Below are 23,733 nucleotides of genomic sequence, written 5' to 3'. Positions count from 1 at the left end.
ACCAGCGCGATAGTCTGATTGCATCTAAGGATTGGCGGAACATGTGTGGAGCTTTGTATGAAAAAGTGGGCGCTGGCAGGTATGGCATTGATCTCCACTGGCGCGGCGTGGGCCGCCGGTATGGAACGGTGGGGTGAATCCGGCGACTGGACAATCCTGATTGATGCCGAAAGGGGCAATGGCTGTCTTGCGTGGAAGCCCTTTGAAAATGACATGACCGTTGAAATCGGCGCAGCACCTAATCAGGCCGGCGGCTTTTTTGCCGCTTTTAATCCGGCCTGGGTGCAAATCGAAGAAGGTGCGACCGGGATCGTACAGTTCGATTTTGGTGATGCGAGATTCGAAGGCGAAGCGGTGGGTGTCTACAAGAATGGCGTGCCCGGTGGTTACGCTTTTTTCGACAACCCGGCATTTGTAACCGAGTTTGGAAAGCGCCAAAGCGTCACGATTATTGGCGAAAGCGGGGCCGAGGTTGAACTAGATCTCAGCGGGTCTGCCAAAGCCATTGAGGCCGTTCTGGCGTGTCAGGCCGAACAGCCGGAACCGCTGAAGAATTAGGCATTATTGCAATTGATTGATGTCCGGCACGCACGGTTGCCTGTCGACAGGCATAGCGTCAGCGCCCCCGGGAGCCTCGTTTCTAGACCCACCCACATCCAGCTTGAACTTTGGCGACGAAAGTTGGCCCGTCACATCAAAGGGCCAGGCGCTTCGAGATAGGGGTTTGCCGACACGTCGCGGCTCAGCTCTTAATGCGATGCTGTCGTTCAGCCAGTCCACTTGTCCCCTGGCCACCAATTGAACCGATCCCGTTTCAATGACGATAGAGTTTGAACTGACGCGCCCGGCTTGGATATCAACCGGGGCAACCACGCAAGTGATGTCGGTGTAGCCTTGTCTGAACTCCTCTGAAAACAGCCAGGGGAAAATGCCCAGCCCCGCCAGTTCCAATAGGCTGGTGCTGATATAGCCCTGCGACATCGACAAAGACGCGTTGCCGCGCATCGAGTTGATGAAGGCTTTGCCAGAGGTGGTGCTGCCAGAAACGTTGAACTCTCCGCTCAAACGGCCATAGGCATCAATACCAATTTCCAATTCATCAAGGATCTTACCGAATTCCCATCCCGAGGTTGATCCCGACAATGAAAGCCAATCGGGTGAATCAACCAGGTCCATGACCGCCCGAAGGCTGAAGTTTCCGCCACCGTAAGCCATCTGAAGGGGGCCGAAATCTACGGTTCCTTCTTTTGCTGACAATTGGCTTGAAACAGACGTTACACCTTGCTGGCCTACAATCTCTTTGAATTCGATCTGTACCTCGACGTCAGCTTCTCGTAGCACGCGCTGCACATCCAGAAGATCGGCAGGTTTCCCTTTTTCCTTTGGCAATACCAAGGGCTGCACGTCTGTCTCCTTCGGTAAAACTAAAGGTTGCACTTCGGCTTCAGGTTCTTTTGAGGTCTCCCCTACCAGGCTTTTCAGTTGGTTCAGCACGGCAGTCAGGTTCTTCAGGTCGTTGAGATCGAGCTTTTCGCTCGTGATGTTGCCCCGAACAACAGAAGTGCCCTCGGGGAAATTTGCGTTCAAAGCCGCAAGGAGATGCGAAGACCCGGCTTCGAACTGGATTGCGGCATCAAAGTCCTCGCCCTGTTTGGAGGTTTCAGCATCGATAGTTAGTGCCCCGAGCTCGACAGGTTGTAGATTCACTGCGGTCAGAAACTCGACGCTGTCGTCGACATCCAATTCCACATCAAAATCGAGACCGGCCAGCCCTTTTAGCTCGTTGACGGATAGTGCAAGATCAAGCGCCCATAGATCGGTGTCGTAAGTGGTCGCGTTAAACCTGTTGAGAGAAACCGGCCCGCCCGCATTGGATACGTTGAAGTCGGCTTTGATGCCGCCAAACTGGTCAACGTAGTCTTCATCGAGGTTGGGCAAAATCAACTTGGCGGGCCCGTTTAGCTCACCATCGAAAGTTACGTCCTTAAGCTGAAGCAGATCGAGAATTTCCCCTTCGGCTGTCAGGACAGGCTCTTCCATTGGCCCGGCTTGCAGCGCAATGCCCAGCATGGCGAGCCGTCCGTCTGGCATGCGGCGAATAGTTTCGATTGAGGCTGGGCCGATTACGTCCAGCCCCTGGTCAAATGCATTGGTTTGGAACAGCAATTCCTCAAATTCGAAGGAAGCCAAGGATCCGACCATATGCATTTCAAAGCCAGTGAATTTCAGCTCTTGGATACGTTTTGCTGCTGGCGGCGGCTGTCCTTCGGGATGAAGCCGCGCGTTGAAGAGCAGATCAACGCCCTGAGCGGTGTAGATGTCATCTATTGAACCTTCAGCTTCGAGTTTCTGCCCATCCTCCAGACTTATGATGGTTGTAAACGCCTCGATCTTCAGAGCGTCCTGAGACACGAGTTCTGCCTGCAGCTGACCATTGCCTTCCAGAACGCGTTCCAGCCCGATGACGTCCAGAAAATCACCGAATTCACCTGTGTCCATCTCCAAGACTGCGCGATAGCCGCCTCCTTCATCTGCCGAGAAGGGCTCGCCATCGTAGCTTACGGTCATTTCGCCAAAACTGGCGCGCGTCGTAAACGGTGCGGCGTGTGGGTAGTCGCCTTCGATTTCGAAAACCTGACCGTTGACGGAGCCGGAACCAGAGACCTTTGTTCTTTGTCCATTATCTACTTGTTCGAGCGTGAGGGCCTGAAGGTCAAACACAAATGAGAAGCCCGAGACCTTGTCGTCGATGTTTAACCCGATTGACCTGAAGCTGACGTTCTTGTCGCTCAGGAAGTTCAGAATTCCACTGCTTTCCGTGTCGGTCTTATCGGTACCATCAGCGCTCGCGACGTCTTTTTGATCATCCGCTGATACAGTTTCCTCTGAAGTTGGTTTGGGTGTTGGCCTGTCTTTTCGCCAGCTTGTAGTGCCGTTTTCGGCTGTAAGAATATTTGCTTGGAGGCCTTCCACGACGAGATTGTCAAAATGCAGACGCCCGTTGGTCAAGGCAATAGTATCCAGCTCCAGTTCTAACAGGTCCAATTCTACAAGAGGTGACTCCGGCATTGTCAGGCTCGGGATGACCACACCACCGACGTAAATGAAACTCGTACGGCCAAGTGCGACGCTTACATCATCATTGACAAGAAGTGGCCGACCAATTTGTTCCGAAAGAACTCTTTCCACAAGGTCGCGTCGCATGTCCGAGAACATCGGAGCAGCAAGCAACAACCAAACAAATGCGACCGTTGTGAAAGCGAGAAGTGCGACAAGCCCAATTATTCTAATAAGCCAAACCCTCATGCGCTCCCCTATCGTCGCTTTCGCCGTTCAATCTTTCACGAGCAGCAATTTAGCCCACCAGCTTGAACGCTCGTTCTGAAACATATTCTGATCAATTGGTTCGTGTCACTAATCGTCTCTGATAACCCCGCCAGTCGCCTTGATCCTTCCCATCAATACACGTTCCCTATTTGTCGAAGACTCTTCGGAAGTCTGGATTGGTCCAAAAGTTTGAACGTTATCGACCTCTAAAGTGAACGCAGCCTTCATGAGGACTGTACCATCAACAACCAACATTTCCTTCTGCGTCGGCTCGATCCTGATTTGACCAGTTACAACGATGGGTTCGTAGAACGTCGATGGCGTCCATGAATCGCTTAGGTGCAAACGCACCATCTGGTTTGGTGGCGGAGGCGGTACGTGGCTGCACATTCCACGTTCCGGCACGATATATGCCATTTGGGAACCATCATCGTCGCGGGGCGCAGGGATAACAAATCCGCCCAATGAAACGGTCATGCCATCGATGTAGATGTTGGCGACCGTGCCCGCCTTCTCACGTCTTTCCATCACAACCCAGCGTTGGGAAATCAGCCACCGCGCGAACCGATGCCACTAACTCTTCCGGCAATCCTTGAACGGTGTGCAACAGATCAACCGAAGATGACACGCCACCGCCTGCCATCACCTTGTTCTGCACCGCGCCCATGGGCAGCGCTTCGCGCGTTGAGCAAACTCTACATTAGAACGAGGGACGATTAGGGTGGCAGATCACCAGGGGCGCAGCTTTGCTACGGCTGACTTGTCATGCCATCCGCAGCGAACGGCATTGAACGAGTATCCAAGCGAACTGGCTCCCTTTCCCGCCCAATATTTTACCATGGCTACATTCGCTTGAATGTTTAGGACTTAGCCGTCAGCCTTTTGGCTCCCAACCAGCGTCTTTCATTGCCCGCCCGAGTTCCTCGCCGTGTTTGGGATCAGCGAACAGTCTTTGAAAAAGCAAATCAACGCGACTTTCGGGCCATTCGCGCGAAAGCTTTTTTGACAGGGTCTGCGCTTCGGCGACGTTGCCCAGCATCTGATGTGCCGCCATCAAGTAAGCGACCGAGACGGGCCCAACCGGACCTCCTTTTTCGGCCACGTGTTCGAAGGTGGATACTGTGCCTTTGTAATCCTTGAGGTGGAACTTTGCAGACCCCATCGCATTTTGAAACACGTATCCCCTCTCTAGATCGATTTTCGAGAGCGCCTCTTTGCTGATGGAAACAACATGCTCAAATGAGCCCGAATAGAGAAGGATCAGCGAGACGAATTCCAGCACGTGCACATCATTCGGGGCCAAGCGGCGCGCTCTCTCCGCAAATTCATTGGCTTCTGGCCAATTGCCTTTGGCGAATTCAACCCACGCCTTGGCAGCTTGGCTCCAACCTGTTTCAGGTGCCTGCTCGAGCGCCATTAGGGCCTGACTGTCTGCGTAGGCAAGCATGTCGCGGGTCAGGTCCGGATCCGGTGTAACCACTGCCATTGTCGCGGCGACCTGGGCAGCTCCGGCATATCCGCCGAAATAACTGGGGTCGTTCTTGATTGCACCTTCGAACATGATCAAAGCTGCGTTCAGCCTTGCGGGCTCCAAGGCAGGAAAAATCAGATCCCGACCTGAATTGGCGAGGTTTACAGCTTCAAGCCGCATTGGGGATGCATCGAAAATGGCGCTGCGCTCATCTGGGCTAAGGCCATCCACCATTGATTGACCCGGTGCGTCCCTTTTGGGCGATGTCAGCATAAGTACCGTTGCGAACCCGACTAGAACGACAATCCCTGCTGCTCCAATGCGCCATGCACGGGCCTTGATATGCGGCGCCACTGGACTGTCAGACATGCCCGCGCTGGGTGCCCTTACTGTTATCTGAGGCGCGTAGCCCCCCTTGGGTAAGTCGAACAGTGTGTCCTCATTCCGACCAGCGTCGGCGTAGTACTCTGACAGCTTGCGCCTCAGGCGACCGGCGTCCACGCGTACAACGTTTTCACGGCGCGCCATCTCGGACATCGTTCCCCCATACACGTCCATAGCAATGGTCTTCGCCCGGATATCATCGGCTCTGCCCCTCAGAGACTCTTCGACCACATAGATCAGGAAGTCCTGTAGTCGCTGCGAACCCGCAAAGGTGGAAGATTTGACAAGTCGCTGCAGCGCCGCCCGCACATCTTTGGCGTCCGGCGTCCGGTCCTTATTCACAGTCGGTGATGTATTTCCAGATATCTTCATGATTACAGCAGGTTAGGCCTATGATTAAACCGTATTATGCCCCGATAAACCTTTTGTGAGAAGAAAATTCCGCGAACAGTTTGGGAACCATGTCGATCCAACAAACGAGCGTCAGAATTGAAAGGCTGTTCTCTTGACACAGAATTTCCCGACCACCGATCCGCCATTGCGGATCTTCGGCGCGTGGATGCGGTGTTCGATGAGATCTGCCGTGACTACCAGCTTTTGTGTGCGGAGCATCTGTCAGTGAATTCTGAACCTGGAAGTCGGTCATATCAGATTACTTGCGATATCCGCGAAACCCTAAGCGGTCTTCGGGGTGAAATCGTTCAGGCGCTTCGGCGCGCAGGAAAGATGTAATTCAAAAATGGGGAAGGGATACCGATGAAATCACTGTTGCAATATGCTTCGGTCATGGTGCTGATGGCTGGCGCCAGTTTGGCTCAGGACACGCCGCCCATCATTCATGATGGAGAGTTTCAGTTTCTTCGCGCGCAGTTCGGCGAAGAATGGGACGCTCAGGATGCGGAAATCGAAGCAAAACTTGCCGAGATCCGCGAAGCCAAAGGCGGGCAGCCCCCCAATTTTCTGTATATCTTGATTGACGATGTAAGCTTTGGTCAGATGGGCAACCGGACGATGAACTACGTTACCGGTTTCGATACGCCCAACATCAACGACTTTGCCACGGAAGGTATGTCGTTGATGAGAATGTATACCGAGCCATCCTGCACTCCGACACGAACGGCCATGTTGACCGGTCGTCATCCCGTGCGCGCGGGCGTGGAAGAGGTCAAAGTCGCGCTGGTCGGCGAGGGGCTTGCGGCTGAAGAAGTTACCATCGCTGAAATTCTGAAAGAAAAAGGATACAACACGTCGCATGTCGGGAAGTGGCATCAGGGCGACATCGAGGAAGCTTATCCGCATAATCAGGGTTTTGACTGGGCGGCATTTCCGTTGCATCAGCAGGTCCAGCTTAGCCTGATGACACGGGATGCAATGGTGGCCAACAATATGCTTGGTTTTCATCCGTCGGGGCAGTCCAACCAGTTCCAGTTGGATCAGCGTTTCAAGCCATACGGCCTTGTAACTGGGGTTGAAGGCCAGGCCGGTGGGATTGCTCGGGAAGTCGACATGGCGCCCGGCGAGGAATGGACACAGGCGAAATATGAAGAAATGAACCTGCGCTACCAGCGTCAGGCATTGGAGCAATTAGAGCAGTTGGCCGCGCAGGATTCTCCGTTCTTTATGCAATACTGGCCGCTTTACCCGCTGAATTTTGCTTATCCTGATCAAGCCGTTTCAAGAAATGGTGGGTTCCATGCTGACAAGTTGCAGGTTCTGGATGGCTGGATCGGCGAAGTTTTGGACAAACTGGATGAAACGGGTGAGGCGGACAACACCGTTGTCATGATCATGGCTGACAATGGCTTGATGTATCATTACGAGGGTACTTCGGGACTGAACCAGTTGATCTATCGCGGGGGCAAGACCCAACACCTCGAAGGTGGTGTGCGCACGGATGCGTTCATCCGGTGGCCCGGTGCAATTAAGCCGGGCAGCGCGGCGGGCGACATCGTGCATGTCTCGGATCTGTTCACAACCTTCGCGCGCATTGCAGGTGCGACTGACCAAATTCCGCGCGACCGTGTGATTGACGGGATCGACCAGACCGCGCTGTTGCTTGAAGGCGAAGGCAATTCCCGCCGCGACTATGTTTATGTTTACGAAGGGCCGGTATTGCGCTCGGTGGTCAAGCAAGAGTTCAAGATGCATCTGGCTGCCCCCGGTCAACCCGGCGCTGCAGCGCCTGTTTTCAACGTTTACCGCGATCCACGGGAAGAGCATCCGCTTGTCGGGTATTCGTTGTGGTCGGGGGCGTCTTTCCAGGACATGGTAAAGCGTCATCAGAAAACCATTGCCGAACATCCGCATCTGCCGCTTGGAAAAGGTATCCCCTATGAAGGGATCGAGAACCTGCGTCCCGAGAGCGAATTGACCCGAGAGATTTTCGCCAGCTGGCAGTGACTAACGCAGGGCGGTGGCACACTGGCCGCCGCCGGCTCGATCGCCCACAACCGTGTGGTTTAGATGATTGCTCGCCGCTTGGAGGCAGGATCTCGGCCAGAATAGACCGCAAGGCACTCAGCTTCTGGAAAGCGGGCACTTGGTCGGTTGGTTATCATCCTCAGGGTGGCAAAACTCACGGCCCCGGTGTTGCCGTTTGCGAAGCGGCAATGATCGGGCGCGCTTCTGATTGCCCGACAATCTGGGCACCAGAGTCGAACAGCGGTTTGAAAGTTAAAAGCGGCTAAATTCCAAGGAAACTTCCATGCAACATCTGCAATTACTCGTTGCCGTGGCGCTTGCGACGGCGCTAGGCGCAACACCTGCGCCTGCTCGCGCTCAATCTTTGCCCCCACTGGGGCAGGATGAGCGGGGGTGGCGACACGCGGCTTCGGTCTTCCTGTTTGCCCCCCTGCGTACCACCGGGACATCCACTGTCGCGGGGCAATCAGTAGAGCTTGATCTGGATATCGGAGACGTGCTGGACGTGCTCGAGTTCGCGGCTTCAGGCCGGTATGAGGCATGGAATGGGAACATTGGGATCATAGTTGACGCCAACTACGTCGGCATAGAGCAGGATACCACATTGCCCAGCCCTTTGGGCGCACGTCTTGATGTCGATGTACGCCAAAAGTGGTTTGGTGTTCTTGGCGCGTTCCGGGTCATGAACGGCACATATGGTGACAGCAAGAAACGCTATGCAATCGACCTGCAGGGGGGGCTGCGATACAACTCTATTCGCCAGGAAATTGAGCTGACAAACCCAGGTCCGGGAAGCCCACCTGTGTTGGGCGGGGATCAGAATTGGATCGAACCAGTCATCGGCGCACGTGGCATGTGGCGGCTGAACCAAAAATGGACCGGAATTGCATCGGTTGAGCTTGGCGGCTTCGGTACAGGGGGTAACGACCTCCAAATTGGCGCGAATGTTGGATTCGACTATCAGCCGTGGGAAAACACGGCGCTTACTTTTGGATATCGGTATTTTGGCGTCGACTACAGTGACACGCTGAGTTCCGGAGAATTTGCCTATGACGTCGACCAGCATGGGCCATATTTTGGCATCAAGTATTTCATTCAATAAGCAAGTGCACGACCTTCGCGACTGCGGGGTTTCAGACATGCGTCCTGGAAACGGTAGAGGCGAAACGTTGTTGCCCATACCGAAAAAGGCCCCGGCGTTTCCACCGGGGCCTTCATCATGGGAAAGAGCGATGGATTATTCCGCGTCTTCTTTCTTTTCTTTCTTCTCGGGCACGATCTCTTCGCCGGTTTCCTGATCGACCACTTTCATCGACAGGCGAACCTTGCCGCGGTCGTCAAAGCCCAGCAGCTTGACCTTAACTTCCTGACCTTCTTTCAGAACATCCGAGGGATGGTTCAGGCGGCGGTTTTCGATCTGGGAAACGTGGACCAGACCGTCGCGCTTGCCAAAGAAGTTCACGAAGGCACCGAAATCAACGATCTTGACCACTTTACCGGTGTAGATCTGACCTTCTTCCGGCTCGGCCACGATCGAATAGATCATGTCATAGGCCTTCTGGATGGATTCACCATCCGGCGAGGCGATCTTGATCACGCCATCGTCGTTGATGTCGACCTTGGCACCCGAAACCTCGACGATCTCGCGGATGACCTTACCGCCCGAGCCGATCACTTCGCGGATCTTGTCGGTGGGGATGTTCATGGTCTCGATGCGCGGGGCGTGGACCGAGAATTCGTTGGTCTCGGACAGGGCTTTGCCCATCTCACCCAGAATGTGCATCCGGCCGTCCTTGGCTTGGGCCAGGGCTTTCTCCATGATCTCGGGCGTGATGCCTGCGACCTTGATGTCCATCTGCAGCGAGGTGATGCCGTTTTCGGTACCCGCAACTTTGAAGTCCATGTCGCCCAGGTGGTCTTCGTCACCCAGAATGTCCGACAGGATGGCATAGTTGCCGTCATCTTCCAGGATCAGGCCCATGGCGACACCAGCCACCGGTGCTTTCAGCGGAACGCCCGCATCCATCATCGACAGCGAACCGCCGCAGACCGACGCCATCGAGCTGGAGCCGTTGGATTCGGTGATCTCCGACACGATGCGGATCGTGTAGGGGAAGTCGGTCGCCGCAGGCAGAACCGCTTGCAGGGCGCGCCATGCCAGCTTGCCGTGGCCGATCTCACGACGGCCGGGGCCACCAACACGACCAACTTCACCAACCGAATAGGGGGGGAAGTTGTAGTGCAGCAGGAAGTTCGATTTGAAGTTGCCATGCAGCGCGTCGATGAACTGTTCGTCATCACCGGTGCCCAGCGTGGTCACGGCCAGCGCCTGTGTTTCACCACGGGTGAACAGGGCAGACCCGTGGGTCCGGGGCAGCATCGAGGTTTCGGCCACGATCGAACGGATATCAGTGGTCGAACGACCGTCGATCCGCTTGCCGCCTTTGACGACGTCGCCACGCAGGATGCCTGCTTCCAGCTTTTTCATCGCCGAGCCAAGGTTGGCGTCTTCCAGCTGTTCCTCGGTCAGGGTTTCTTTGATGGCTTCACGGGCGGCGGCAACAGCGGCGGTGCGCTCTTGCTTGTCGGTGATCGCGAAGGCCGCGCGCATCTGCTCTTCACCGGCTGCGGCAACAGCGGCATACAGGTCCGCATAGTCGGGCGCTGCGAATTCAAACGGCTCTTTCGCGGCGTCTTCGGCAAGGCTGATGATCAGGTCGATGACCGGCTGGATTTGCGCATGGGCAAAGTTAACCGCGCCCAGCATTTCAGCCTCAGATAGCTCATACGCTTCGGATTCGACCATCATCACGGCGTCCTTGGTACCGGCAACAACCAGATCCAGACGCTGTTCAGGGTTCAGGCGCAGGTCCTGCATGTCGTCCACGGTCGGGTTCAGGACATATTCGCCATCCACGAAACCAACGCGGGCGCCAGCGATCGGGCCCATGAACGGCGCGCCGGAAATGGTCAGGGCAGCCGACGCTGCGATCATCGCCACGATGTCGGGATCGTTGACCAGATCGTGGGACAGCACGGTGCACATCACCAGAACTTCGTTTTTAAAGCCGTCAACGAACAGCGGGCGGATCGGACGGTCGATCAGACGCGCGGTCAGCGTCTCTTTCTCGGTCGGGCGCGCCTCGCGCTTGAAGAAGCCACCCGGAACCTTACCGGCGGCATAGTATTTTTCCTGATAGTGGACGGTCAGCGGGAAAAAGTCCTGACCGGGCTTTTGTTGCTTGGCAAAGGTCACGTTGGCCATGACGCTGGTTTCGCCCAGCGTGGCAATCACGGTGCCGTCCGCCTGACGGGCAACCTTGCCGGTTTCCAGTGTCAGCGTCTCTTCGCCCCACTGCATAGATTTCTTAGTTACATCAAACATATGCGTATCCTAGAACGGAGCACTCCCGCCCCTGCGGGTCTCCGGTTTGCATGGCGGCCCCATTGCCGCCGACCCCATTTATCTTCCATTCGAGTGCCGGGGTCAGGGCACAACGTCTCAGATACCCGCGCGCATACATGAGAATGCGCGCGAAGGGAAGGGGAACCGCACATAGGTATTGGCCTGCTGCAACTAAGCTGAGCTCGATTAATACCGCTGACGGGATTTGCGCAGAGCGTGCAGCTCTGCCGATCTGTCCGCCCGACGGGAGCGTTGGGTATTTTTGTCGTCGAACTTCAATAGAGCCAGAGCTGTGATCGACCAGATCCAAGCGTTAAGCCAAAGCAATGCCGCAAGCGACGCGACCCCCTTCAGAATGAATTCTAGCTCAAACTCTGGCAGGGTTTGAGTGAAAATGAACGAAACAACGGACAAGATCAGGGGAAGCAGTGCGTATAGAAAGGATAACAGTTCAAAATAGAAAATCGGAAAGATAGACAAGAAGAAGACGCAGAACAGGGGTATGAAACTGCGTCCGAACCCATTGAAGAATCCGGGGCTAGACAAACCATGCCCGGCGGCCCGGGCCGCGTTTGCCAATGGAACGGCCATCAGCGCGTAGACCACTGATACTGTAATCGTAGAGACAACAACCTTGCCAAGCAGCGTGTAGATGCCAAAGGCGAAAAGTTCATCTTCGGTGAAAGACTGAAGTGCTGACAAGGACAAGGGCTCGCCAATTTTCCATAGGGAAAATCCGACCGCCGCGTAGCTTGTGATCACATTCATCACCGCAAGAACGGCGATGAAAAACAAACCATACAGGATTGCAAAAGCGATCAGGTTCTTGAAATCTGTACGGTGCCGATCGCCGGTCAAAGCCAGAGCGGCGCGAATGCCAATCATACTGATGAAAGCGGTTGTGATGCCTTCGCTGATATACTGGGAAAGCCCGAGGGTCACGATGCCAAGACCAAACCAGACTGGAACGCACAAAACGAACACTATCAACACCGGAAAGATCATGCGCAACGACAAGGGGACCGACAGCAGCAAAGACCTAAGGATCAGCGTCATGGGGTAAAACCTTTAAAAATCAAAAAACTATATTGGCAGGAATCTACCAGAGCGAGAGCGTTTCGCAAGGGCGCTCCGACATCTAGATATTCTATAATACGAATGCGTTTTGCGCAAAAGTGATTGCAGTGTAGGCTGTTAGCACTGAACCCGCGGTCGAAAAGACGGAACGACGCCAAGGGGGGTACAATTTTCTTGTCCGTCAGCCGACCGACTACCTTGGCGTTTGCACCTAGCGGACAGAGGGGCTTCGAATGGCTCAAACCAAGAAAATGCTGGATCCCGATCCAAGGATCTATGACTTTGAAACAGAATACGAATTGGGGCAGGACAACGTCCGCCCGTTCGGTCTGGATATCCACAATCCGGTCTTTTTGATCTCAAGCATCCTGATCTTTGCGTTCGTCCTGATCGCATTGGCCAACCAAGAGGCGGCAGCAGCGTTTTTTGGGTGGCTCAGGCCATGGCTCACCAGCACGTTTGACTGGTTTCTTGTCTTGTCGGTGGACGCCATAACCTTGTTCTGTCTGGTGTTGATCGTTCTGCCTGTGGGCAGCGTGCGCATTGGCGGCAAGGACGCCAAGCCAGACTATTCCTATGCCGGATGGATCGCGATGATGTTCGCGGCCGGTATTGGTATCGGTCTGCTGTTTTTTGGCGTGATGGAGCCGGTTTATTACAACTTCGCCGAGGGCGGCAACGCCGTACCGTTGGGCATTGATATCGCTGTGCCGGGCAATGAATACGCGGGTATCGTTGGTACAATCCACCATTGGGGGCTGGAAGGCTGGGCGGTTTATGCTGCTGTGGGCCTGAGCCTTGCGATCTTTGCCTATAATCTGGACCTGCCGTTGACCCTACGGTCGGCCTTCTACCCGATCCTCGGCGAACGCGTTTGGGGTTGGTGGGGTCACATCATCGATACTTTGGCGGTGTTTGCCACGCTGTTTGGCCTGACCACATCCCTGGGTCTGGGCGCGCAGCAGGTTGCAGCCGGATTGAATGAGGTGTTCGGCATCGAACCCAGCCCGACCGTCACTGTCCTGCTGATCATTGGTATCACGCTGATCGCTCTGGGCTCGGTCCTGATGGGCATGGATGCGGGTGTCAAACGGCTGAGTGAGATCAATATGATCATGGCCGTTGGCCTGTTCCTGTTTGTGATTGTTGTCACCGGTGTCGGGACCGCCATTGCGCGGTATTTCAACGTCATGGTAGATTACGTGACGCACCTACCGGCCTTGTCCAACCCGTTCGGGCGTGAAGATACCAGTTACTTCCACGGTTGGACGACCTTCTACTGGGCGTGGTGGATTGCGTGGTCTCCGTTCGTGGGCATGTTCATCGCCCGCATCTCCAAGGGTCGCACGGTGCGCGAGTTCATCCTGTGTGCGCTGCTGGCTCCTACTGCAGTCTGCGCGCTTTGGATGTCGACCTTTGGCGGAGCGGCCATCGACATGCTGAACGCAGGCGGCGCCGAAGGCGTCCGCGCCACGGTGATCGACAGCTATGCCCCCGAAGGCGCGCTGTTCGGCTTCCTGAAAGAGTTGCCGTTGTATTCGATCGTGGCCCCCATCGCACTGGTTCTGATCGTGGTGTTCTTTGTCACCTCGTCGGACTCGGGCTCGCTGGTGATCGACACGATCACGGCGGGTGGCAAGATGGATGCGCCAGTGATCCAGCGCGTGTTCTGGTGTACGCTTGAAGGTCTGGTGGCGATTGCTCTGTTGCTGGGCGGTGGACTGTCGGCGTTGCAAGGCGCAGCGGTCTCAACCGGTATTCCGTTCACACTGGTGGTTCTGATGATGTGCTACTGCCTGTGGCTGGCGCTGAAGTCGGAGAAGGCGAAGATGTAGGCATCAGGCCTTTCGCAAGTGAAGCGCCCGCCAAAAGGCGGGCGTTTTTTCTGGCGGGAACATGGGCTGACATGTGCCCATGGATTTTCGGTGCCTAAAAATGGGAGTGTGCAGGTGCTCAATTATGAAGCCTTACTTCGGTTATAGTTACCGGTGAGTGTGGAGCCCGGGATTCCCGCAGAAATTGACTGTTCAAAAGAGATTTTCGAAAAAATGACCTTGCACAATACCGTTCGATTGCTGGCAACAGCCGCTGCCCTGTGCATCCTGGCCTTCTTCGTATTTCAGCCGTTCAAAACCATGGCCTTTGAGCGAGTCGATTCCACGCTGACCGCTTGCGACAGCGCTCGCTATACAGACAAGCAGACCGAAACCTGCGCCGAAGCGCTGGCAGCGCACGACAAGGCGATTTCGAAATACCCAAATGATGATCGCATTGATCAAATATTGCGAGACCGGGCATGGCTCAAAGGGACTTTGGGTCAAAACGCGGAGTCCATGTCAGACATCAACACGGCGCTTGAGCTTAACCCAATCTCGGCCTGGGCCTGGTATTGGCGTGGGCGGCTGAACATGCTGACCGGGAATTTGGAGGCTGCGATTTCCGATTATCGACAGGCGTTAACCTTGGATCCGTACTACTGCGCACCAAGCCGAAGAATTAGCCAAATGACTTGGATGATTTGGAAGATTGGAGGACGTGACCCTTCGGCGCTGGACAAAATACTAGATGAACAGAGTCTCAACAAGGTTGACACCGCTTTTGCAAATCACTTGGCCAGTTATGAAGGTGGGCCGCAAGCGGGGGCACTAAATGCGCTGGACCTGTTGATACAATCAACCGATCGTCCTGAATACCTGATGCTGTTGCGCGCAAGACAGAACATGCAGATTGGGCAATATGAGGCAGCGTTGGAAGAGCTGTCGTATGTGACGCAGGATACGGAAGTCTACGAGAAAATCGGCGAAGAGATCAGAGCACAAATATCTGAATTAAGGGCCGCTGGAAATGAATGTGAAACTGACGTGTTCAGCAGGAACAATTCAAACTTCCTTTTTGTTTACCAAGATGGGTTGAGACTAAAAGTGGAGGATCAAATGGAGTTGGAGGATAGGACAGGTGCTCTGACTTCAGTGAACCGATTGATCGCTTACAGGCCGCACCGGCATATGACTTGGACCACGAAGGGCGAGATTCTCGAACAATTGGGTCGTATGGAAGAAGCAGAGGCGAGCTACTTGGAAGCCATCCGTTTGGCACGGCCAAAAAACAACGATGCAGCTTATGCAACTTCCCCTCCGTTCCTTGAAGCGCTGTTCCGATTGGCCGCCATTTACGAGCGAGAGGGCCGACAGATCGAAGCGCGGGACACATGGGATGAAGCGTTAGAGATAGCTGCCAGAAGTGTGATTTTGGACGTTCAGGTATTGACGAAGAATGCAGGTCACATTTCGGGGGATAGAACCGGTGTCTATGATGCTGAAACCATAGCAGCGGTCCATGCTTGCTTGAACGACGCCACCTGTACACGGGAGAGCGTCGCCGGCACACAAGCGCGCTAGTATATGGTCAGTTGGATTATTAGCTAAAATCCCCAGCCACCGGAAATGGCAATGTAAAGATAGAGTATTGTAGCACGTGTTCAAAAAAAACGCCCGCCAAGCTGGCGAGCGTCAAACCGGGCAACCGGTTTCAAATCTGGCACAAAAAGCGCTTAGCGGCGGATGCCCAGCTTTTTGATCAGGTCCTGATAACGGGCCTCTTCCTTGCCTTTCAGATAGTCCAGCAGCTTACGGCGCTGGGCGACCATTTTCAGCAGACCACGACGACCGTGGTTGTCTTTTTTGTGGGTCTTGAAGTGCTCGGTCAGGGTGGTGATGCGCGAGGTCAGGATGGCAACCTGGACTTCAGGCGAACCGGTGTCGCCCTCTTTGGTGCCGAATTCTTTCATGACGCGTGCTTTTTCAGCGGCAGTAATCGACATCGGGGTCTCCTTGTAAAAGGTTAAGGTTGATGGCGCAGGCCGGGATGTCGTCCAGCACAGGCCCATGGAGAAAACCGCACCGATTCCGATGCGGATGCGCGCGTATAGGCGGTATTGGGAGAAATGGCAAAGAGATTCTGTGACGCTCAGACCTGCGTCATTTGACCCAGTGCGTTCAGCTGCGCCAGATCTCCTTCGGCGATCAGCTGGATATCATCGGGGGTCAGCCCCTCGGCCTTTAGCATCTGCGCAACGGTCTGGCCATTGATCGTGACATTGGTCAGACTGTCATCCTCGGTATCCAGTTCGATCTGGATGTCGGGGTCTTCCTCACCCTCCCATGAGATCAGCAGCTTGTCCTCACCCGGTTGGAAATCCATGACAGTGACGGCGGCGTCATCTTCTTCGGGCGTGATCACGATGTCATCCTCGCCTTCGCCGCCGGTGACGATATCCCCGCTTTCGGCCAGAATCGTGTCATCCCCTGCGCCGCCATTGAGGAAATCAACCGCATCCTCATCCGCGCCATCCTGCCCGGTCAGCACGTCATCGCCATCGCCACCAAACAGAACGTCTTCGCCTTCGCCGCCGTCAAGATGATCGTCGCCATATCCCCCATGCAGCGCATCATCGCCCGCATCCCCGGTCAGAGTGTCATCGTCCTGCCCGCCGTAAAGCTCGTCCTCGCCGTCGCCGCCTGTCAGGGTGTCATCACCGAAATGACCAAACAGCATGTCGTCGCCCTGATCACCAGAGAGCTGGTCGTCGCCGTCCTCACCATGCAGCACGTCGTCATCAAGGCCGCCCGTGATAATGTCATCCCCTTTGCCGCCGTGCAGCACATCTTCGCCCGCGCCGCCGATGATGGTGTCGTCGCCTTCATACCCGTTGATCTGATTGTCGCCGTCCTGCCCAGTTAAAAGGTCGGTATCTTCGGACCCGGTGATGATCAGATTGCCGCCCTGCTCCGAAAGCACCGTTCCGGTCGAGGTTTCCGAGGTTTCAGGGGCGTCGATATTCTCATCCACGTCCAGCAGGTTGCCCTCGGACAGGTCGACGGGTTCGTCTTCCTGGATGTCGTCCTCTTCGACCTCTTCTTCGGGCTCAAACACATCGCTGATTGCATAGGCCGCACCGCCCATGGCGGCCAGACCAAGTAGTCCGATCAAGAACATGGCAACCCTCCGTGAACGCAGTTCTCCGAGGATGATTTATCCTATGTTCATAAGGCTTTGGTCAAAGGCAGGTTGGACTCGTGGTTAACTGTTTGTCACCACGGTTCGGGCTGCTGGGTATAGGCAATGTACAGAGGGTGCTTTGGATGCCCCGCCTTTGTCAGCCCCAGATGGAACAGCGGTTGGCCGGTGCCGCGCAGCAGCGCCTCGACCGCCGGGCCGCGATCCAGGTGCGTGCCATGGGTGCCCCATGCAGCGATGACCTGATCGGCCCATTCGACACCGTCCAGAATGGCGGCGTCATTCGCGGGGCCTACCGGATCGGCGGCGGCGCGCATCTTGCGGGGGTCAGTATCGCGCCAGGCAAAGATATTCGTCACCTGAAACGCACCGAACCCCAGCGCCCGCGCGCGCCGTTCGCAGCGTTCGACCGTGGGGTCGTTCTGCACCTCAGTCGCGGTCGAAGGGTTGAGCATCACAAACAGCGCCTTGCGCCCGCCCGCATCCCACACACGGGTCAGGCTATAGCGATAGTTCTCGCAATCGGAATAGACGGCGGTCGAGGGCGCATCGCCCTTGGTATGGGTTCGGGTGATCATGCCAAACCGCCTAGCACGGCGATCAGGTGACGAACACCCGGCTGGGATGCAATTCGCCGGATTTATAGACACCGACGGCCACGGCTTTGCCGTCTAGCGAGGCCCATGCCTCGTCGCCATATTCCACGTCCGAGGCCAGCACCATGCCCGGATTGCCGTTGCGCAGGCGGGTGGCGCCCTCGGGGGTGCATTTCAGTTCGGGCAGGTCGGCGAGGCCGGTTTCCAGCGGGTGCAGGTAGTCATCCAGAGCCTCGGTCTTGGCCATCTCGTCGATCTGGTCGATGCTTATCCCGTCTTCGACCTCGAACGGGCCGGACCAGATGCGACGCAGTTCCCTGACGTGGCCGTGGCATCCCAATGCCGCGCCTAGATCACGGGCGATCGAGCGGACGTAGCCGCCTTTGCCGCAGGTCATTTCCAGCACCACGTGATCGTCATCTGGGCGGTCCACAAGGATCAGCTCCTCAACCCACAAGGGGCGGGCGGACAGCTCCACATCCTCGCCATCGCGGGCCAGTTTATAGGCGCGCTGGCCGTCGATCTTCACGGCGGAGAACTTGGGCGGCACCTGCATGATGTCGCCCAGAAACGGCGTCAGTGCCTGTTTGATATCGTCATCCGAGGGGCGCGCATCGCTGGAGGCAATCACCTCGCCCTCGGCGTCATCGGTGTTGGTGGCCTGACCCAGACGCACGGTGAAGGTGTAGGCTTTCAAGGCGTCGGTGATGTAGGGGACGGTCTTGGTCGCCTCACCCAGCGCCACGGCCAGAACGCCGGTCGCCTCGGGGTCCAGCGTGCCCGCATGGCCCGCCTTTTTCGCATCCATCGCCCACCGCACCTTGTTGACCACCGCGGTCGAGGTCATGCCCGCAGGCTTGTCCACCACCAGCCAACCGGAAATGTCGCGGCCCTTGCGTTTGCGTCCCATATCACACCTTGATTCATGCTAAGGCGCGCGGGGTAGCGGATCACATGGGCGCTGTCAATTTGCAGGGGTGTCTTCGACCACACCCACGATCGGCCCCAGCGAGAACCCGATATCCGAACGCCCCCCGGCCCGGTCATACATGCGTGAGATATTGCCGTCGAAGAACAGCGCGTTGGGCGTTTTCAGCACGTCCCGAAACAGGCTGCCAAACTCGTGGAAAGTGACATAATCGTCCGAGATCGCAAACACCGCGCGGGTGCCATCGGCGCTGGTGCCCACCCCGTTGCGCACGAACAGAGAAGTCGAGTCGGGCAAAAACCGCGGGTGCAGCTCTCCGTCGATCACCAGCATGGGGCCGGATTGGGTGGCGAAACGGCACTCGGGCGCCTGATCGAGATAGTCCAGCGTCTCGAACACATCGGCGCGGCCGTCGCGGATGCAGAACACGCCATTGGGCAGCAGGCCGAAATTACCGGGGCCGGGGTTCGAAATAACGCGCATCTGTTCCTGCCCGTCTTCGACATAATGACCCACGGGCGAACGGTCGTCGTGATACATGCCCGCATTCATCGCAAAGGCCAGACGTTCATCGCCGGGGGCCAGCGCCTCATTCACCGAGGAGAAATGCCCCAGCAGATCGCCATTGTTGTCGTTCAGAAACAAGCGCAGGTCTTCATTGGCCGCGTCCACCTCGCACACAGTATATCGCTTGGCGTCGTGGGTGACCTTCTCACAGCTCACCGCGCCGGCCTGCGCGGCCCATAGGAGCGCGCCCAATGTGGCCAGTATGCGGATCACTCGTCCAGATCGCGGCGCACCGCGTCCTGTTCGAACATGCGTCGGGTGTCGTCCAGACGGTCAAACGTGTCATCCAGACGGAACCGCAGATCGGGCGAGAATTTCAGGTTCAGCTTTTTGCCGATCACGCGGCGCAGCTCACCCTTGTTGCGGGCCAGCAGGTCGATCACGTCCTCTTGCCCTTTGCCGCCCAAGGGCAGCACATAGGCGGTGGCGATCTTCAGATCGGGCGAGGTGCGCACCTCACCTACGGTGATCGACATGCGGTTCAGGTCGGGGTCGTGGACATCTCCGCGCGCCAGAACCTCGGACAGGGTGCGGCGGATCAGTTCGCCGACACGCAGCTGTCGTTGGGACGGGCCGGGGCCATCGTGGAATTTGTTCTTTGCCATGTCTTCGATCTAAGCCCAAATCCCACCTTTGCCAAGCGGGCGCGAACCGGGTAGGAGGCTTTGAGCCGACTAATGCGAAAGGATCAGCACAATGACCCATATTCCGGGGATCGTCATCACAGGGGCTTCGGGCCGTATGGGGCAGATGCTGATCAAGACCGTGACCGACAGTGATCAGGCGCGTCTGGTCGGTGTGGTCGAGCGCGCGGGCCATGACTGGATCGGCCAGGATGTTGGTACGGCCATGGGTGGTCCCGCGCTGGGCGTCACCGTTACGGATGACCCACTTGAGGCATTTGCGCAGGCGCAGGCGGTGATCGACTTCACCGCGCCTGAAGCGACGCTGGAATTCGCCGCACTGGCCGCGCAGGCGCGTTGCGTGCACGTTATCGGCACCACCGGTATGACGGGTGAGCAAATCGCGGCGCTGGAGCCCGCGTCTCGCCATGCGGTGATCGTGCGGGCGGGCAATATGAGTCTCGGCGTCAACCTGCTGGTACAGCTGACCAAAAAGGTCGCTGCCGCGCTGGACGAAGATTTCGATATCGAGGTCATCGAGGGCCACCATCACCACAAGGTCGACGCGCCCTCGGGCACGGCCCTGATGCTGGGCGAGGCCGCCGCCGAAGGACGCGGTGTCAATCTGGCAGACGTATCCGACCGCGCCCGCGACGGCATCACCGGCGCGCGTAAACGCGGCGACATCGGTTTCCACGCCATTCGCGGCGGAGACATCGTGGGCGAACACGACGTCCTGTTTGCCGCGCCGGGAGAGCGTATCGTCCTGCGCCATCTGGCCACCGACCGCGCCATCTTTGCCCGCGGCGCGCTGAAGGCAGCGCTGTGGGGGCAGGGCAAGGCTCCGGGTCAGTATGACATGGTGGATGTGCTGGGGTTGTAGGGGTTAGAAAAGCGATCGCAGGTAACTGTATGCGACGAAGACAGCGATCCAGAACAAGACCACTGTTACCCAAGACGCGAAGGCCAAAGCGAAATTCAAGGCCAGATTCCTGTTGGGTACAAGACGTATCGCGTTGGGTCGGTGCTGGTCCCAGCACTTCTCGGCCATGAAGTAATAACTTCCCGCCCCGTAGATGTTCAATATGATCTGCCTTCGCGTGGGAGGGCTACCGCGCGTTCTGATCCAGTATTCAACAAACTCATCTTTGAAGTTGAATACTGGGAGAACTGACGCGAGGAATATCATGGCTGCATAGAACGAAACGCTCACAACGACGAAAAAGCAGAGAATGTAAAACAGCACTGCAAACAAATCTGTCTCTAATCCAATTCCGAAAGGTTGCATTTTGCATCAGTGAAACGCCGCCAGTCCGGGCGACGGTCGCGGCTTTCAAAAGCCCCATTTGTCGTCAGTTCAATGCCATCCGCGATCCTCTCAATACAGCCATAGGGAGAGTATCGCAGATGTTGGGCGCAAAAGATAAGGAAATCTGAATAGAGGTGTCAGAGATCCCTGATTTTGTCTGCGCGCAACGGGCAAGACAGGTAGACGCCGAACTCTTTCCCGATATCGGCGCTGACGCGCGCATGAACGGCGCCCTGACGGTCAAGGAACCGCTGGCTGTCTTCGACCGGGAAAATCCCTTCGTGCCAGATACCGGGATGAATATAGAGCCCGCGTGAGCCGTCGCACCAGAAGGCCACGACCTTCTCGGGCGTCAGGTTGTCGCCGGGCAGAGCAGCAGGAACGATGAACGGCTTGTTGTCCAGCGGCCAGAACATCTGACCGCCATCCGGGTGATAGTTCATGTGCCACAGCAGGACCTGATCACGGGGCCCGGTTTGGCGTGCGGTTTGCGCTTGCTGCGGGTCGGCGGACCAGCCCAGAACATAGTGACCTTTAACCGCCTCGTTCTCGCCATAGAGCACGTCGCCTTGCCAGTCGCATTTGAACGTGCCTTCAACCCAGCCGCCTTCGTCACCGGTGCCCTCGTCGATGGGCCGCCAGCCTTGCTGCGGCCAGCGGGTGATCTCGATCTCGAACCCCTCGGGGTCATCAACCAGACAGCCATAGCCTTTGACGGATGCATCGGTGGCTCGGATCAGAGGCACCTCGTGCCATGGCAGGGACGGCTTGGTGCTGGCTTCAAAGATGTACTCAGGCGCGGTCATGCGGCCCCCATATGCTTGTCGACCATGCGCTGCACCATCGGGGCGAAATGAGCGAAATCGGGGGTTTCCATGCCCGCGCGTTTGCCAGCCTCGTCCAGATAGCGAACCTGAATGATCTCTTTCAGGTTCGGGTTGGCCTCGAACGCGGCTACCTCGTCGGGGTCCATCGGGCCGCCCTGCAATTCTAATGTGTGTACCGAGGCGGTGGACAGCCGGTCGAAATATTCGGGCTTGGTGGCACACAGATATCGTTTGGCCGCCACGTGATAGCGGCAGCAATCGGTGATGACCGAGGGGAAAAACTGCTCCAGCACCTCCGCGCCCGCGTCCTCGTGGTGGCGGTCTTCGGTGTCGTCGGGGTGATAGGTGCCGAACTCGGATGTGAAATGGCCGATGTCATGCAGTAGGGCACCGACGATGATTTCCTCGGGCATCCCGTTCTGTTCGGCGATGGTTGCGCCTTGCAGCATATGTTCGGCCATGGTGACGGGCTCGCCCAGATATTCCTCACCGCCACGCCGGTCGAAGATATCTCCGATGAACGCCACGATATTGTCGCGGGTCAGGGTCGAGAAATCGGGCTTCATTCCGCCGCCTCCGGTTGCGTCATCTCCATTGCCGCCAGTGTGGACAGCAAGCCATCCTTGTCGGCGTAACACCCCTGCAACCAACGCGACCCCGCACCGGAATAGCCCAGCCGCGCGTGCAGGACGCGGGTGTTGTCGACAATAAAGCTCTCACCCGGTTCCAGTTTGAAGGACACACCCATGGCCGGGTCGTCGATGATGTCACCCAGCTGACGATAGGCGGCGTAATAGGCCTCCATCCGGTCGAATGGGATATCCACGAAAGGGGCAGAGGAGCGGTTGTTGAACCGGATGCTGACCAATTCGCCATCCGGTGACAGTTCGATCATCGGGCGGCGCGACCGCAGGCAGACGCCGTCTTCGCCCTTGTATTCGAACCGCGCCGGATATCCGGCCAGCAGGGCAAAGCCGTCGGGGTTCTGATCGCGCAGTTTCTCAGCGGCGCGGAAGCCGTCCACCACGATGGAATCGCCGCCCGCAGCGCTGTTTTCCAGACAATACAGGATCTGCAGCGTCGGCACCGGATCGCGATAGGGGTTGTCGGTATGGGCCTGCAGCCCCAGCCCGGTATAGGCGAGGTTGGTCGGGTTCACCTCGGTCCGGACCTCGAAATAGGGGCCGTAATTGGTTTCGCGCACATAGCCGAACAGATCGGCCACCTGCAGCAGCGATTCCGGTTCGGTCGGGCCGCCGGTCAGTTTGGCAAAGCCGAACTTCGCCACGGCGGACAGCCAGTCGCGCTTGGCCTTGGGGTCAGCGTGGACTGCGTTCCAATCCGCGCTGGGCGGGGTCAGAGTGCTGTCCCATGTGGTGAGGCCGGGTGCGATACGGCCCCTCTTTTCAGTGTGGTCATGGTCATAGATGTGATCGGCCAGCCAATGGGCGGGGAAGGTCACTGTCTTGCCTTCGGGCTGGAAGGTCACGCTCAGATCGCCGTTCAGAACTTCGGCCGCGCTGACCGAGACATTGGCGGGAATGTCCCCGATGGTGATCAGGCGCTGACCATTGCCCGGCGCGCGGGTGTCGGGGTCCAGCGCATTGTCGCGCAGCCAGATGGCGTGAAAGCGCGCTTGTGTGCCATCGGCAAATTCAACAGTCACGATCTGGGTGGTGTGAGTGGCGGAGCGCAGCATGGGGTCTCTCCTGTTCGGCGCGGGCTACGGTTGAGGAGATACGCCTCTCGTGGCATTAACACAATTAAACCTTATTGCGACT

At 56.9% G+C, this 23,733-nt stretch carries 20 protein-coding genes; 6 read left to right on the top strand and 14 right to left on the bottom strand.

Annotated features, from left to right (window positions below; genetic code table 11):
- Window positions 1–57 precede the first annotated feature (57 nt).
- The gene (locus J7380_RS09475; protein ID WP_209195506.1) at window positions 58–558 is read left to right on the top strand and encodes a hypothetical protein; all 501 of its coding nucleotides are present in this window, start codon (window positions 58–60) and stop codon (window positions 556–558) included.
- A gap of 3 nt (window positions 559–561) precedes the next feature.
- On the opposite strand, the gene J7380_RS09470 is transcribed toward J7380_RS09475, so the two are convergent.
- The 3 genes from J7380_RS09470 to J7380_RS09460 all read right to left on the bottom strand — a co-directional run bounded on the left by J7380_RS09470 (window position 562) and on the right by J7380_RS09460 (window position 5,554).
- Complete coding sequence (locus J7380_RS09470) at window positions 562–3,306, bottom strand: AsmA family protein (protein WP_209195505.1); 2,745 nt, start codon at window positions 3,304–3,306, stop codon at window positions 562–564.
- Window positions 3,307–3,414: 108 nt separating this feature from the next.
- A complete protein-coding gene (locus tag J7380_RS09465) occupies window positions 3,415–3,855 on the bottom strand; it encodes a DUF3299 domain-containing protein (protein WP_209195504.1) in 441 nt (146 codons plus the stop codon).
- A gap of 346 nt (window positions 3,856–4,201) precedes the next feature.
- The gene (locus tag J7380_RS09460) at window positions 4,202–5,554 is read right to left on the bottom strand and encodes an adenylate cyclase (protein ID WP_209195503.1); all 1,353 of its coding nucleotides are present in this window, start codon (window positions 5,552–5,554) and stop codon (window positions 4,202–4,204) included.
- 384 nt (window positions 5,555–5,938) lie between these two features.
- Between J7380_RS09460 and J7380_RS09455 the strand changes: the two genes are divergently transcribed.
- Complete coding sequence (locus tag J7380_RS09455; RefSeq protein WP_209195502.1) at window positions 5,939–7,582, top strand: sulfatase-like hydrolase/transferase; 1,644 nt, start codon at window positions 5,939–5,941, stop codon at window positions 7,580–7,582.
- Between the two features lie 304 nt (window positions 7,583–7,886).
- On the top strand, window positions 7,887–8,705 hold the full coding sequence (locus tag J7380_RS09450) for a hypothetical protein (RefSeq protein ID WP_209195501.1): 819 nt from the start codon (window positions 7,887–7,889) through the stop codon (window positions 8,703–8,705).
- 135 nt (window positions 8,706–8,840) lie between these two features.
- Here the strand turns inward: J7380_RS09450 and pnp are convergent, their stop codons facing one another.
- Together pnp and J7380_RS09440 are read right to left on the bottom strand one after the other, a co-directional pair.
- Complete coding sequence (gene pnp, locus J7380_RS09445; RefSeq protein WP_209195500.1) at window positions 8,841–10,988, bottom strand: polyribonucleotide nucleotidyltransferase; 2,148 nt, start codon at window positions 10,986–10,988, stop codon at window positions 8,841–8,843.
- Window positions 10,989–11,195: 207 nt separating this feature from the next.
- Window positions 11,196–12,065 (bottom strand): hypothetical protein, encoded by an 870-nt coding sequence (locus J7380_RS09440; RefSeq protein WP_209195499.1) that lies wholly within the window; start codon window positions 12,063–12,065, stop codon window positions 11,196–11,198.
- Between the two features lie 254 nt (window positions 12,066–12,319).
- Between J7380_RS09440 and J7380_RS09435 the strand changes: the two genes are divergently transcribed.
- Window positions 12,320–13,921: a BCCT family transporter gene (locus J7380_RS09435; protein WP_209195498.1), complete on the top strand. Its 1,602-nt coding sequence runs from the start codon at window positions 12,320–12,322 to the stop codon at window positions 13,919–13,921.
- 213 nt (window positions 13,922–14,134) lie between these two features.
- Window positions 14,135–15,484 (top strand): tetratricopeptide repeat protein, encoded by a 1,350-nt coding sequence (locus J7380_RS09430; RefSeq protein WP_209195497.1) that lies wholly within the window; start codon window positions 14,135–14,137, stop codon window positions 15,482–15,484.
- Window positions 15,485–15,636: 152 nt separating this feature from the next.
- Here the strand turns inward: J7380_RS09430 and rpsO are convergent, their stop codons facing one another.
- The 6 genes from rpsO to rbfA form a co-directional block, all read right to left on the bottom strand.
- Complete coding sequence (gene rpsO, locus J7380_RS09425) at window positions 15,637–15,906, bottom strand: 30S ribosomal protein S15 (RefSeq protein WP_170379357.1); 270 nt, start codon at window positions 15,904–15,906, stop codon at window positions 15,637–15,639.
- 146 nt (window positions 15,907–16,052) lie between these two features.
- Window positions 16,053–17,081, bottom strand: a complete 1,029-nt coding sequence (locus tag J7380_RS09420; RefSeq protein ID WP_209195496.1) for a calcium-binding protein — start codon at window positions 17,079–17,081, stop codon at window positions 16,053–16,055.
- A 95-nt stretch (window positions 17,082–17,176) separates the two neighbouring features.
- On the bottom strand, window positions 17,177–17,680 hold the full coding sequence (locus J7380_RS09415; protein ID WP_209195495.1) for a DUF1643 domain-containing protein: 504 nt from the start codon (window positions 17,678–17,680) through the stop codon (window positions 17,177–17,179).
- 22 nt (window positions 17,681–17,702) lie between these two features.
- A complete protein-coding gene (gene truB / locus J7380_RS09410; RefSeq protein WP_209195494.1) occupies window positions 17,703–18,608 on the bottom strand; it encodes a tRNA pseudouridine(55) synthase TruB in 906 nt (301 codons plus the stop codon).
- 54 nt (window positions 18,609–18,662) lie between these two features.
- Entirely contained in the window at window positions 18,663–19,406 is a 744-nt protein-coding gene (locus J7380_RS09405) for a phosphodiester glycosidase family protein (RefSeq protein WP_209195493.1), read from the bottom strand.
- The gene (gene rbfA / locus J7380_RS09400; protein ID WP_170401134.1) at window positions 19,403–19,798 is read right to left on the bottom strand and encodes a 30S ribosome-binding factor RbfA; all 396 of its coding nucleotides are present in this window, start codon (window positions 19,796–19,798) and stop codon (window positions 19,403–19,405) included. Before rbfA ends, J7380_RS09405 begins: the two co-directional genes overlap by 4 nt.
- Window positions 19,799–19,889: 91 nt before the next feature.
- Here rbfA and dapB point away from each other — a divergent pair, with 91 nt between their 5' ends.
- Window positions 19,890–20,699, top strand: coding sequence for a 4-hydroxy-tetrahydrodipicolinate reductase (gene dapB, locus J7380_RS09395; RefSeq protein WP_209195492.1), 810 nt, complete (start codon window positions 19,890–19,892; stop codon window positions 20,697–20,699).
- Window positions 20,700–21,262: 563 nt separating this feature from the next.
- Here dapB and J7380_RS09390 read toward each other — a convergent pair.
- From J7380_RS09390 to J7380_RS09380, 3 genes are read right to left on the bottom strand one after another with little or no spacing between them, the layout of a single operon-like run.
- Window positions 21,263–21,931 carry an ureidoglycolate lyase gene (locus J7380_RS09390; RefSeq protein WP_209195491.1) on the bottom strand — a complete coding sequence of 223 codons (669 nt, stop codon included), beginning with the start codon at window positions 21,929–21,931 and terminating at the stop codon, window positions 21,263–21,265.
- Window positions 21,928–22,518 carry an HD domain-containing protein gene (locus J7380_RS09385; protein ID WP_209195490.1) on the bottom strand — a complete coding sequence of 197 codons (591 nt, stop codon included), beginning with the start codon at window positions 22,516–22,518 and terminating at the stop codon, window positions 21,928–21,930. Before J7380_RS09385 ends, J7380_RS09390 begins: the two co-directional genes overlap by 4 nt.
- On the bottom strand, window positions 22,515–23,651 hold the full coding sequence (locus J7380_RS09380) for a gamma-butyrobetaine dioxygenase (protein WP_209195489.1): 1,137 nt from the start codon (window positions 23,649–23,651) through the stop codon (window positions 22,515–22,517). The genes J7380_RS09385 and J7380_RS09380 overlap by 4 nt, the downstream gene beginning before the upstream one ends.
- Window positions 23,652–23,733: the final 82 nt, after the last annotated feature.

It is taken from the genome of Ruegeria sp. R8_1 (assembly GCF_017743815.1).
GTDB classification, from domain to species: Bacteria; Pseudomonadota; Alphaproteobacteria; order Rhodobacterales; family Rhodobacteraceae; genus Ruegeria; species Ruegeria lacuscaerulensis_A.
This window is presented reverse-complemented; position numbering and strand designations above follow the sequence as displayed.

Bases quoted from the DNA above. Each gene is read 5' to 3' on its own strand.
- J7380_RS09475 (WP_209195506.1), top strand. From the start codon at position 58: ATGAAAAAGTGGGCGCTGGCAGGTATGGCATTGATCTCCACTGGCGCG.
- J7380_RS09470 (WP_209195505.1), bottom strand. From the start codon at position 3,306: ATGAGGGTTTGGCTTATTAGAATAATTGGGCTTGTCGCACTTCTCGCT.
- J7380_RS09465 (WP_209195504.1), bottom strand. From the start codon at position 3,855: ATGGAAAGACGTGAGAAGGCGGGCACGGTCGCCAACATCTACATCGAT.
- J7380_RS09460 (WP_209195503.1), bottom strand. From the start codon at position 5,554: ATGAAGATATCTGGAAATACATCACCGACTGTGAATAAGGACCGGACG.
- J7380_RS09455 (WP_209195502.1), top strand. From the start codon at position 5,939: ATGAAATCACTGTTGCAATATGCTTCGGTCATGGTGCTGATGGCTGGC.
- J7380_RS09450 (WP_209195501.1), top strand. From the start codon at position 7,887: ATGCAACATCTGCAATTACTCGTTGCCGTGGCGCTTGCGACGGCGCTA.
- pnp (WP_209195500.1), bottom strand. From the start codon at position 10,988: ATGTTTGATGTAACTAAGAAATCTATGCAGTGGGGCGAAGAGACGCTG.
- J7380_RS09440 (WP_209195499.1), bottom strand. From the start codon at position 12,065: ATGACGCTGATCCTTAGGTCTTTGCTGCTGTCGGTCCCCTTGTCGTTG.
- J7380_RS09435 (WP_209195498.1), top strand. From the start codon at position 12,320: ATGGCTCAAACCAAGAAAATGCTGGATCCCGATCCAAGGATCTATGAC.
- J7380_RS09430 (WP_209195497.1), top strand. From the start codon at position 14,135: ATGACCTTGCACAATACCGTTCGATTGCTGGCAACAGCCGCTGCCCTG.
- rpsO (WP_170379357.1), bottom strand. From the start codon at position 15,906: ATGTCGATTACTGCCGCTGAAAAAGCACGCGTCATGAAAGAATTCGGC.
- J7380_RS09420 (WP_209195496.1), bottom strand. From the start codon at position 17,081: ATGTTCTTGATCGGACTACTTGGTCTGGCCGCCATGGGCGGTGCGGCC.
- J7380_RS09415 (WP_209195495.1), bottom strand. From the start codon at position 17,680: ATGATCACCCGAACCCATACCAAGGGCGATGCGCCCTCGACCGCCGTC.
- truB (WP_209195494.1), bottom strand. From the start codon at position 18,608: ATGGGACGCAAACGCAAGGGCCGCGACATTTCCGGTTGGCTGGTGGTG.
- rbfA (WP_170401134.1), bottom strand. From the start codon at position 19,798: ATGGCAAAGAACAAATTCCACGATGGCCCCGGCCCGTCCCAACGACAG.
- dapB (WP_209195492.1), top strand. From the start codon at position 19,890: ATGACCCATATTCCGGGGATCGTCATCACAGGGGCTTCGGGCCGTATG.
- J7380_RS09390 (WP_209195491.1), bottom strand. From the start codon at position 21,931: ATGACCGCGCCTGAGTACATCTTTGAAGCCAGCACCAAGCCGTCCCTG.
- J7380_RS09385 (WP_209195490.1), bottom strand. From the start codon at position 22,518: ATGAAGCCCGATTTCTCGACCCTGACCCGCGACAATATCGTGGCGTTC.
- J7380_RS09380 (WP_209195489.1), bottom strand. From the start codon at position 23,651: ATGCTGCGCTCCGCCACTCACACCACCCAGATCGTGACTGTTGAATTT.